The following is a 10,943-nucleotide window of genomic DNA, read 5'->3' on the forward strand; positions in this document are numbered from 1 at the left end:
GAAGGCAAATCCAACCCACTCGGCATTCAAGGACTTCCATGAGCAGCACACCACTTCTCGACGCGTCTGACGTGGCCAAAAGTTTTGGCGCCGTACGGGCGTTGACCAATGCGCACCTCACGGTTGCCGAAGGCGAGATCGTCGCCTTGATGGGCGCAAATGGTGCTGGCAAGTCCACTTTCGTCAAGATCATTACCGGTGCCCTTAAACCCGACGCTGGACAGGTATTGATCAGAGGCAAACAAGCGTTTGTCGGAAGCCCCGCCGAGGCCCGCCGTTCCGGTTTGGTGCCGGTTTATCAAGAACCCTCACTCATTCCTGATCTCGACGTATCCGACAATCTTCGGCTGACAGACACACCTGTCTATCAGTTTCAAAACTGGGTTACAGAACTTGGCATCGAAGGTCTGAAACTATCGGCAATGATTGGCGACCTGCCACTTGCTACGCTGCGCATCCTCGATCTGGCACGCGCTTTGGCCGTTGAACCTGATGTCCTCTTGCTGGACGAAATGACCGCGGCGCTGCCGACGGATCTGGTTGAACGCGTATTGAAGACCGTAAGGCGCAAAGCAAATGACGGGATGGGTGTGATCTATGTTTCTCACCGTTTCACCGAGATTTCGGAACTGTGCGATCGGGCCACTGTGTTGCGGGATGGCATGTCTGTCGGAGATCTCGACATTGAACCCGGCGTAGAAGAACGCGTGGTCGAATTAATGCTAGGTCAGAAGATTGACATTGGAACACGACAGATCCTTCAAGCAAATGAACCACGGGCTAAGACACCGCGCCTGAGCATTAAGTCACTGGCTTTTGAGCCCAGTTTTTCGGATGTTTCGTTCGACTTATTCCCCGGCGAGGTCCTAGGCGTGGTCGCGCTTGAGGGTCAGGGGCAAGATGAACTGTTTGAGGTTTTGGCGGGCTTTGATCGCCCATCTTCAGGATCGATGGAAGTTGATGGAAAGCCCGTAAACTTCGCCCACCCCGCCTACGCCATTGCAGTCGGGATAACCTTCGTTCCGGGCGATCGTTCAGACGCTCTGCTGGCGCAAAGGTCAGTTAAAGAAAACATCGCTCTGCCATTTTCAGCCCGGCTCAAGAACTGGGGGCCAATAAAATTGCGGCATGAACGCGATCGGGTCGCTTATGCGGTCGAGAAGCTGCAGATCGACACACGCGCGCAGGGCGAGGTGCAAAGGCTTTCAGGTGGCAACCAACAGAAAGTCACCATTGGTCGCTGGCTGGCGACAGGTGTCGAAACCCTGCTTCTATTCGATCCGACCCGTGGCATCGATGTGCGCACAAAACGCCAGATTTACCCGCTTGTCCGTGAGTTGGCAGATCAAGGAGCGGCGGTTCTATTCTACACGTCCGAGTTGGAAGAAATCCCACTTGCTTGCGACCGCGCGGTCGTAATCTTCAACGGTCGCGTGGTTGATGTGATTGATGCCGCTGACGCGGATGAACAAACACTGATGCGTGCGGCCTATGGCCTGACCGAGACGGAGGGCGCGGCGTGAGCGTGGCCATCCGAAAACACGCATGGGTCATGGGGTTAGCGGTTCTTCTCATGGTCCTTTTGACTATCACAAAATTGATACAGCCAACTTTCGGTGCGTCAGGTCTGGAGAGTATTGCCCGCGCCGCCCTGCCCTTTGCTTTCGCAACCGCCGGTATGGCTATCGTCGTAATCGTCGGCGGTATCGACCTGTCTGTTGCGTCTATGATGGCGGTCTGTGCTGTGACTGCAGCCGTTCTGATGGAGCGCATGGCCGGTGTACCGGCCTTGTTTGTCGTGTTGGGGGCCGGGTTTTTGATGGGGTTGATCAATGGTCTTTTGATCGTTGTAACGCGCGTGCCCGATATCGTTGTAACACTCGCCATGTTGTTTGTCTGGGAAGGCGTCGCGCTGTTGATCCTTGAGACTCCGGGCGGCGCGGCTGCAGATTGGCTGGAACAGGCAATACGCGGTCACTTTCTATTCGCCGGGCTGCCCAAGGCACTGCTTGTCATTGCCTTGGGCATCGCTGTTGTCTGGATGCCAATCCGGCGCTCCAAACTCGGACTATCGATCTACGCCACCGGATCAGACGAGCTTGCCGCCTTCCGCTCTGGCGTTTCAGTGGGAAAAACAAAGATAACGGCCTATGCGTTATGCGGGCTGTTTTGCGCCATGGGCGGTCTAAGCCTCGCTGCGCTGACTGGGATTGGAGAGCCGGTTCCGGGGCCATATCTTATGGCCTCGGTCGCGGCCGTAGTTCTGGGCGGTGTCGTGCTGGGCGGTGGTAAAGGCGGTCTGCTTGGGCCGATCATCGCGGTGTTCATTTTGCGGATCATTCGAACGATCCTGACATTGCTTGCCGTCGATCCAAACGTGACCACGATTATCGAAGGCACAATTATGGTTCTCGTCGTTATGCTGGGCACGGCGGCTTCATTAAAGGGAGCTCGCCGATGAACATGGACACCACAGATCTGCCGATGGTCCGCTTTGGCCGCTATCTGCGAGACAACCCGATCATCCCGCTATTGGTTTTCCTTATCCTGATGATCGCTATGCTCGAAGTATTGCGGCCAGGAATCGTTACTCCGGTCCGAGCGGGTCGGGATGGGCTGATCTCTACTTTTTGGGTTGGCAACCTGATCAAGTTTGCAATTCCGTTGGCGATGCTTGCGGCTTGTCAGGTGCTAACAATGCTAACCGCAGGAATAGATCTCTCGGTCGGGGTGGTTGCCACTGTTTCAGCCTTCGTCTGCGCAACACTTAGTGCGATTTGGGGCGTGACACCTGCAGTATTGATCGCGCTGTCAGCTGGCCTAGTTGTGGGCGTTGTAAATGGCATCGGCGTGGGATTGGTCCGGGTCCATCCATTGATCATGACCCTAGGAACAGGGTTAATCGCCACCGGATGCCTGCAGGTCTATCAACGCTTCGTCATCAATGCTGGCACCGAAATTCCCGCCTTCCTTGCCTGGCTCGGAACCGGCCGCACGGCTGGAATGCCGAACGGCCTTTTTGTATTCATCCCGTTTGCGCTCTTTATCCTGTGGCTCATGCGCTATACAGGATTTGGTCGGCTTCTGTTCGCTCTGGGCTCCAATGAGCAAGCCGCTAAGCTGTCCGGGGTCCGAGCATGGGAGGTCTATCTGGGGCTCTACGTGCTTTCCAGTTTGGTCGCCGCGCTAGCCGGCTTGCTCTATCTCGGCATGATCCGCCAAACCTCGCTGAGCCTTGCAAACCCATTATTGTTACCCTCAGTGGCCGCAGCGGTGATTGGCGGCACATCAATCTTCGGAGGTCGTGGCAGTTTCGCAGGTGCGATTGTGGGCGCGCTTATTCTGCGTGTGCTGGATACTATGCTAACATTGATGCAGATGCCGGAAGGTGCACGTACGGCCCTGTTTGGGCTGATCATCCTCGCAGTTACCGCGCTCTACGTCAGGATTACCGGCACGCGCTAAAGGGAGTTTCCAATGGCAAAATTCCGGATCGTCGGCATCAGTTTCGATCACATGCATATGGGTGATTTGCTTAGGATGGTTCACGATTATCCCGACGCCGAAATCGCTGGGATATTCGATCCGGATCGGGACAAGATGAAGGCAGCGGCAACGGCATTCGGCATTCCCGAAGATCGGATCTTTACCGATTTCGACGCGTGCATGGCTGCGGGCCCCTACGACATAGCACTTCTTTGCGTGGCAACGGCTCAGCATGCGGAATATACCGAACGTCTAGCCTATTACGACCTGCATGTTTTTGTCGAAAAGCCCTTTGCCGCATCTTCAGACGATGCGCGCCGCATGGTGGCTGCAATGGATAGGACCGACAAGCAGTTGATCATCAACTGGCCTTTGCGATGGGTCGAAAGCCATGTGACGGCCAAACGGTTGATTGATGACGGGATGATCGGCGACCTGCGCGAAGTGCATTTCTACGACGGAAATCGCGGCCCCCTGTACCATCTGGCCGACAAGGTAGAAGTCACCCCGGACGAGGTTGAGCGTCAGAAACCGAACTCATGGTGGTATAAGCGGGCATCGGGTGGTGGGTCACTGTTGGATTACCTAGGCTACGGCGCGACGCTTGGAACCTGGTATATGGGGGGCCAGGAGCCGATCGAGGTGACATGCACAGTCGATGAGACACCGGGGATCGAAGTCGACCAACATGCCATTGCCATTTGCCGCTATGAAACCGGGCTTTCAAAAATGGAAACGCGCTGGGGCACCTTCACCGACCCATGGACAACGCAACCTCAACCAACATGCGGATTTGTCTTTGTGGGCACAGATGGAACCGTTTCATCGCCCGATTATGCCAGCCACCTAACAGTTCAGACCCGCGCCCGACCTGAAAGGCACGAGTTTCCAGTGACCCCGCTACCAGTTGGCGAACGAAATGCGATCGAATACGTGCTTGGCTGCATTTCCAAAGGAGCCCCGGTCGTAGGGCCGTTGGATCCCGCCCTTTGTCTGACCGCACAACGCATCGTCGATACTGCGCGTCGTTCGGCACGCGAAAAACAAACACTCCGGTTGCTGCCATGAGTGGCGACAGTGCTGACACGGACCAGTATGCTTTAAAATCGGTCGAGCAGCGGGACGTCCCTGCCCCGAACTTACCGTATACGCCGCCGATGCCTCGACACTACAAGCCCCGGATCGGGGTTATTGGTACGGGCGGGATTTCTGCAAGCCATCTTGATGCCTACCGAACGGCAGGCTGGGACGTCGCCGCAATCTGGAACCGTACGCGCGCGAAGGCTGAGGAGAAAGCTGCTGTATACTGCCCGTCTGCCCGCATCGAAGATGACTGGGAGGCGCTTCTTGCTGATAGCGAGATCGACGTTGTCGATGTCACGCTGCACCCCGAACATCGCGTGCCAATCATCAAAGCTGCCTTGCAATCGGGCAAACACGTGCTCAGCCAGAAGCCTTTTGTTACCGACCTCGATCTGGGTAATGACCTTGTGAAGCTGGCAGATGATCAAGGCGTTAAACTAGCGGTAAACCAGAACGGTCGTTGGGCCCCGCACCTGTCCTGGATGCGTGAGGCGGTTTCAGCCGGATTAATCGGTGAAGTTCTGTCGGCCCATATCTCAATTCACTGGGATCACAGCTGGACTGCAGGTACCCCGTTTGACGAAATCGACCAGCTGATACTTTACGATTTCGGCGTGCATTGGTTCGACTTTCTTGCATCTCTTGTCGGAGATAGGGCGGAAAGCGTTTTTGCAACCGCTACATCTGTACGCGGCCAGGCCAACAAAGTGCCTCTGATGTCGCAGGCGCTGGTTCGTTTGGACCAAGGCCAAGCAAGCCTGGTTTTTGACGGGGGCGTTCCCTATGGGCCTCGCGATACAACATACGTAGCAGGTACCACCGGTAGCCTGACATCAGTTGGGCCGGATCTGTCGACGCAATCTGTGACACTTGAGACAGCGCATCGCATTGCGCGTCCTGCACTCGAAGGAAATTGGTTCAACGACGGGTTTCGCGGAACCATGGGAGAGCTTCTTTGTTCAATTGAAGACAATCGAGAGCCCACGGTTTCTGCAAGAAACAACCTAAAGTCCCTAACCATCGTTTTCGCTGCAATTGCATCGTCTGAAAGTAGCAAAGAAATCAGAATAGGAAGTATTAGAACACTCGACGCCTGAATGAGTACTCTCAAACAAAGTCGATACAATTTGGCTCTTTGCTTTCAAGCTCGGACTGGTACCGCCCGATTTGTTCAAGACATCCAAAGGTTAGCTTCTGAGATTTCACCGGTCTAACCCGAAAAAAGGCACGGGAAAGCCGGTCAAAGTGTTCAGGCGGTGTCTTAACACCTTTGCAGCGCCATCTCCCAATGGAGGAGAGGATCGCTCTTAGATGGTTCGGGGAAGACGACGAACCCCCTAAACTCGCTAAGCTCGGATTTAAGAACCCTGAGCAATGTGCCTCGACTTTTAATGAACGATTTAGTTCACTTCGCCAATTGTATCAGGCGAGACCGGCCAAAGGCGGCCGAAAAATGTTATTCGGACGAACTGGTAGTCCCGATCAACGGCCGAATATGCTGGCTCTGGCGGATAGTGGATGCGAACGGGGAAGCCCTTGATATTCTCGTCCAACCACAGCGGAATGCCAAGGCGGTCCGGCGTTTTTTTGAAGCGGTTGATTTACAATGTCGCGAACCCCGTGTCGTGACCACGGATAAGTTGCGACCCTATTTCAAGTCGATCCGAGATTTTGCGCCCGATGCGGGTCACCGAGCAAATAAAGGGTTAAACGATCGGATCAGAGGATCACACAGAGCCACGCGAAAACTAGAGAAGCTGACGGTGCGTTTCAAGTCCCCAAAGTAGGCGCAAAGATATCTTGCCGCCCACGATCAGATCACCATAGTCTTTCGCCCCCGCGGCCATCATCTCTCCGCCGTCTCATTCCGTCACACCAGGACCGATGCTTTCAACCTTTGGGACAACGACGCTCTCGAAATAACCGCCTGACGGACACAGTTCAGACCACATCCAAGCGCGTGCAAATAAGTTGGCAATGCCGTTCCCGGATTGTTTCCACGTGATCGATCCTACTTGAAGGTGGATTCCACTTACTCGAGTTCTCAGGTAATACGTAACTATGGATATCGTCGTCATTACGACCATCATCACTTCTCTTTTTGTTGTCATCGGCGTGGCGGAACCGCTGGCCGCGCGAATGCGCCTGCCTTACAGCGTTATCCTCGCCGTTCTGGGGATAGTGATCGGGCTTGGCGCGACGTTCTTTCTCGACACAGACCTGACGGATGCATTGAACCCGGGGGCGCAGGCGATCATAGATCTGCCGATCCGGTCAGACGTCTTCCTCTATGTTTTCCTGCCCACGCTGCTCTTTCAGGCGACACTCGGCATGAACCTGCGCAGGATGCTGGATGACTGGATGCCCATCCTGATGATGGCCGTTGTGGCAGTAATTGTTGCGACACTTTCCATTGGTTATGCGCTCAGTTGGGCAAGTACGCTGCCGCTGGCCGCCTGTCTGTTGATCGGTGCTATTGTATCGACAACTGATCCCTCAGCGGTTGTCAGCATTTTCCGGTCGATTTCGGCACCGCGCAGGCTGTCGCGAATAATCGAGGGCGAAAGCCTGCTTAACGATGCTGCTGCGATTGCTCTTTTCGGGCTATTCATGAGCTTTGTTATGCTCGGGAGACCCAATCCACTGCTAAGTGAAGCCGTGGGGCAATTTCCGCTTTTGATCGCAGGTGGAGTTCTCACCGGTTGGCTCATGGCGCGCATGGCGGTTTGGCTGATGGCTTTCGTAGGCCGCTGGGAAATGGCGCAGATTTCAATATCCGTGTCTCTGCCGTATCTCGCCTATATCGTTGCAGAACAAAGCGTCGGAGCTTCGGGTGTCATCGCGGTGGTGGCTGCAGGTCTTACGCTCAACCTCACAGGCCCCGGCCGTTTGTCACCGGCCACCTGGACAAATCTGCAAGAAGTTTGGGACCTACTGGCACATTGGGCAGGCGCGCTGATCTTTATTCTTGCAGCCTTGCTGATACCTCGATTGCTGGAAGAGGTGCGGCCGTCCGACTTTGGCCTGCTGGTCGTGGTAGTTCTGGCCGCCATGTTCGCACGGGCGGCAATTCTGTTCGGGTTGCTGCCATTGCTTACGGCAATCGGTTTGTCACCTGCTGTCGAACGCCCCTATCGCACCGCAATACTGTGGGGTGGGCTGCGTGGTGCCGTGACGCTGGCTCTGGCTCTGGCAGTCACCGAAAGCACGCACATCCCGCTTGAGACGAAGCGCCTGGTCGGCATTCTGGCCACTGGCTTTACGCTGTTTACACTGATTGTTCAGGGTACAACCTTGCGCATGGTGATCACAAAACTGGGGCTCGACAGGCTTTCTCCGCTTGATACCGCCCTGTCGCGCCAGGTGGTCGCCGTCGCCTTGCAATCGGTTCGCGAGGACGTGTCCCGCACAGCAGAAAACTATAACCTGACGCACGATATCGTCAGGAACGAAGCCAAACAGTTTAGTGAACGCCTGGACGAGGCCGTAAAGGCCGCCGAAGACAGTGCGCAAATCCTGGATCGTGACCGGGTCACGCTTGGTCTTATTGCGCTGGCCGGTGCAGAGCGGGACTCTGTATTGGCCAGGATGCGGGAACGCACCATGTCATCGGTTCTGAGTGAGAAGATTTTGTCCGATGCGGATCGGCTCATTGAAGGCGCACGGACTGGCGGACGGATCGGCTATCAGCGCGCATCAAATCGGTCGGTCGTTTACGGCAGATCTTTTCGGATCGCCGTGTTTCTGCACAACCGGCTTCGAATTTCGTTCCCACTCACGCGTATCACAACGGATAGGTTCGAAAGATTGCTCATGCAACGTCTGATCCTGCAGGACCTCGATGGGTTCGTCCGCGGCCGCATCCGCCGGATCCATGGCCGCCGGGTTGCGGAATTGCTGGATGAAGTGTTGGCGCGTCGATCCGAGGCGGTTGAGACGGCGCTTGATGGTCTGAGACTGCAATTTCCTGGTTACGCCGAAAAGTTAGAGCGACGCTTCATCCAGCGAACCGCGCTGCGCCTTGAAGAACGTGAATATGCAGTCATGCGCGAAGACGGCCTTGTGGGCGAAGAACTCTATTCTGTGTTGATGCAGGAAGTGGCGACGCGACGTACGTTATCTGAAGGACGTCCGAAGTTGGACATCACTCTTAAAGGACGGGATCTGGTCAGGCAGTTCCCGCTATTTTCCGATCTCGACAAGTCTTCGCTTAGGAAACTCAGCCGGGCGCTGCGTACTCGATATGCCAACGCGGGTGATACCATCATTTCCAAAGACGAATTCGCCCAGAGTGTATTCTTCATTGCTTCCGGAGCGGTTGAAGTGGAACTCGGCCGGCACACCTCGCGGCTCGGTCGTGGTGAAATGTTCGGGCAATTGGCCATGTTATTGAAACGGCCCCGTCGCGTAAACGTGCGGGCATTGGCACCGTCGACGCTGCTTATGCTCGACGAGGCAAGTTTCCGGCGCTTGCTGCGGCGAAGTAAGGCCATGCGAAACTCTGTCAAGATGAGCGCTGACAAGCGCATGATCGACCCCGCGGTGTTGGATCTGGATGAGGCCGAGGTATCCCCTGAAAAAGGGACCAAATCTTGAGAGGCTCTCAATTGGAAGGGAGCCGCGAAATCAAAAGTGCTGGTTCACGGACACCAATCGGGTTCTGTTTTGTTGAGTTTCTACTCCTATCAGGGGTCTGTCGCATACATCGCCCCTATCTGTCAGGTCGAGCGCATTTCTGGTAGCCCGCACTAGAACATGACAAGAGCAAGCCGTGACGATCTCATTAGGGGCACGCATTTTCCGAAAGACGTGATCGTTCACGCGGTTTATTTCTACTGCGCTACAGTACTTCATACCGGGATCTGGAAGAAATCATGGCGAAACGTGGCGTTGATCTGGATCATGCAACGCTAAACCGCTGGGTGAGTCGATATGCAGGCCTCATTGCTGAAGCAGCGCAGTATAGAAAGCGTCCCGCAGACCGTTCGTGGCGCATGGATGAAACATATGTGAAAATGAAGGGCGAATGGGTTTATCTTTACCGAGCGATCGACAAAAACGGCATGACCCTGGATATCATGTTGTCCGAGCGCCGGAACAAAGCCGCGGCGACGAAGTTTTTCGCCCGCCCGCTTGAGGTGAACGGTCTACCGCGCAAGATCGTCATCGACAAATGTGGTGCCAAAACAGCTGGCATCACGGCGATCAACAAAATGTTCAAGAGCTTTAGTTGCCCGATCCCGGTCGACGTGGTCAGGCGGAATTACCTCAATAACATCATTGAACAGGATCACCATTTCATCAAACGAAGGATCAGGCCCATGCTGGGATTCAAATCTTTCGCTTCAGCCGCATCTGTCCTGGCACGCGTGGAAATGGTCAACATGATCCGCAAAGGTCAATTCACGCCCGTACTCCGACCGTTTCAGAAAATCGCCCAACTGGCAGTACATACTGGTCGCCAATTCCACTGATGCTGGGTTGTGTTGCGAAGTTTTGGTTGGATTACAATATCGCGCTGCGGCAGTGGGTTTAAGAGGCGAGCTCAGCGAACTGGCGAAAGGGACAGAGTCCGGGCGTGATTTGACCTTTGCGGATCATGTGCGCCACTTCAATTCCGGCCAACGTTGCCGCCGCTGATGCGAAGGCTTTGAATCCCAGCATCGGGCGGGTTCGCCTTTTGATGAAACGGTGATCTTGTTCCACAATATTATTCAAGTATTTCCGCCTGACCATTTCAATGGGAATCGGGCAACCAAAGCCTTTCAGCATCTTGTTTATGGCCTTGATGCCAGCCGTGTTAGCTCCGCTTTTGTCGATGACAATCTTTCTCGGAAGGCCGTTGACCTCCAGCATCCGGGCGAAGAATTTGGTGGCGGCGGGTTTGTTTCGACGCTGCGAAAGCATGAAGTCAAGCGTCTTGCCGTGCTTGTCGACAGCTCGATAGAGGTAAACCCACGCACCTTTCACCTTGATGTAAGTCTCGTCCATTCTCCAAGAACGGTCGCAGGATCTTTTTCGTCGCCGCGCAGCCTCAGCTATCGCGCCGGAATATCTTGTTACCCAGCGGTTCAGTGTGGTGTGATCCACCGAAACGCCTCGCTCTCGCATGATCTCCTCCAGATCACGGTAGGACACGCCGTATCGAACATAAAAGAACACGGCGAACAGGATCACGTCCTTCGGATATTGCGCACCTTTGAATGAAATCATGAACAGGTTCTCGACTGAATACACCGGCTATCATTCACCGTCTGCATTCAAGCGCGTCAATAGTCAAAAGATTGCAACAGAACCTGCGCACCTTTGAATGAAATCATGAACAGGTTCTCGACTGAATACACCGGCTATCATTCACCGTCTGCATTCAAGCG

At 54.8% G+C, this 10,943-nt stretch carries 7 protein-coding genes and 2 pseudogenes; 8 read left to right on the forward strand and 1 reads right to left on the reverse strand.

Going from position 1 to position 10,943, the window contains the following annotated elements:
* Positions 1-38: 38 nt before the first annotated feature.
* The 8 genes and pseudogenes from AC2FIB_RS21110 to AC2FIB_RS21145 all read left to right on the forward strand — a co-directional run bounded on the left by AC2FIB_RS21110 (position 39) and on the right by AC2FIB_RS21145 (position 10,043).
* Complete coding sequence (locus AC2FIB_RS21110; protein WP_496737647.1) at positions 39-1,523, forward strand: sugar ABC transporter ATP-binding protein; 1,485 nt, start codon at positions 39-41, stop codon at positions 1,521-1,523.
* The gene (locus AC2FIB_RS21115; protein ID WP_496737645.1) at positions 1,520-2,461 is read left to right on the forward strand and encodes an ABC transporter permease; all 942 of its coding nucleotides are present in this window, start codon (positions 1,520-1,522) and stop codon (positions 2,459-2,461) included. The genes AC2FIB_RS21110 and AC2FIB_RS21115 overlap by 4 nt, the downstream gene beginning before the upstream one ends.
* Positions 2,458-3,465 (forward strand): ABC transporter permease, encoded by a 1,008-nt coding sequence (locus tag AC2FIB_RS21120; protein ID WP_496737643.1) that lies wholly within the window; start codon positions 2,458-2,460, stop codon positions 3,463-3,465. The genes AC2FIB_RS21115 and AC2FIB_RS21120 overlap by 4 nt, the downstream gene beginning before the upstream one ends.
* A gap of 12 nt (positions 3,466-3,477) precedes the next feature.
* Complete coding sequence (locus AC2FIB_RS21125) at positions 3,478-4,554, forward strand: Gfo/Idh/MocA family protein (protein WP_496737641.1); 1,077 nt, start codon at positions 3,478-3,480, stop codon at positions 4,552-4,554.
* Positions 4,551-5,666 (forward strand): Gfo/Idh/MocA family protein, encoded by a 1,116-nt coding sequence (locus tag AC2FIB_RS21130; RefSeq protein WP_496737639.1) that lies wholly within the window; start codon positions 4,551-4,553, stop codon positions 5,664-5,666. Before AC2FIB_RS21125 ends, AC2FIB_RS21130 begins: the two co-directional genes overlap by 4 nt.
* 312 nt (positions 5,667-5,978) lie before the next feature.
* Positions 5,979-6,500 (forward strand): annotated as a pseudogene (locus AC2FIB_RS21135) (IS6 family transposase); the annotation flags it as partial.
* A 130-nt stretch (positions 6,501-6,630) separates the two neighbouring features.
* Entirely contained in the window at positions 6,631-9,165 is a 2,535-nt protein-coding gene (locus AC2FIB_RS21140) for a cation:proton antiporter (protein ID WP_496737638.1), read from the forward strand.
* A 159-nt stretch (positions 9,166-9,324) separates the two neighbouring features.
* Positions 9,325-10,043: pseudogene (locus AC2FIB_RS21145) on the forward strand (IS6 family transposase).
* 58 nt (positions 10,044-10,101) lie between these two features.
* Here the strand turns inward: AC2FIB_RS21145 and AC2FIB_RS21150 are convergent.
* Positions 10,102-10,782 carry an IS6 family transposase gene (locus AC2FIB_RS21150; RefSeq protein ID WP_496783419.1) on the reverse strand — a complete coding sequence of 227 codons (681 nt, stop codon included), beginning with the start codon at positions 10,780-10,782 and terminating at the stop codon, positions 10,102-10,104.
* Positions 10,783-10,943: the final 161 nt, after the last annotated feature.

This window comes from Ruegeria sp. YTSA072 (genome assembly GCF_059610285.1).

Bases quoted from the DNA above. Each gene is read 5' to 3' on its own strand.
- AC2FIB_RS21130 (WP_496737639.1), top strand. From the start codon at position 4,551: ATGAGTGGCGACAGTGCTGACACGGACCAGTATGCTTTAAAATCGGTC.
- AC2FIB_RS21140 (WP_496737638.1), top strand. From the start codon at position 6,631: ATGGATATCGTCGTCATTACGACCATCATCACTTCTCTTTTTGTTGTC.
- AC2FIB_RS21150 (WP_496783419.1), bottom strand. From the start codon at position 10,782: ATGATTTCATTCAAAGGTGCGCAATATCCGAAGGACGTGATCCTGTTC.
- AC2FIB_RS21120 (WP_496737643.1), top strand. From the start codon at position 2,458: ATGAACATGGACACCACAGATCTGCCGATGGTCCGCTTTGGCCGCTAT.
- AC2FIB_RS21125 (WP_496737641.1), top strand. From the start codon at position 3,478: ATGGCAAAATTCCGGATCGTCGGCATCAGTTTCGATCACATGCATATG.
- AC2FIB_RS21110 (WP_496737647.1), top strand. From the start codon at position 39: ATGAGCAGCACACCACTTCTCGACGCGTCTGACGTGGCCAAAAGTTTT.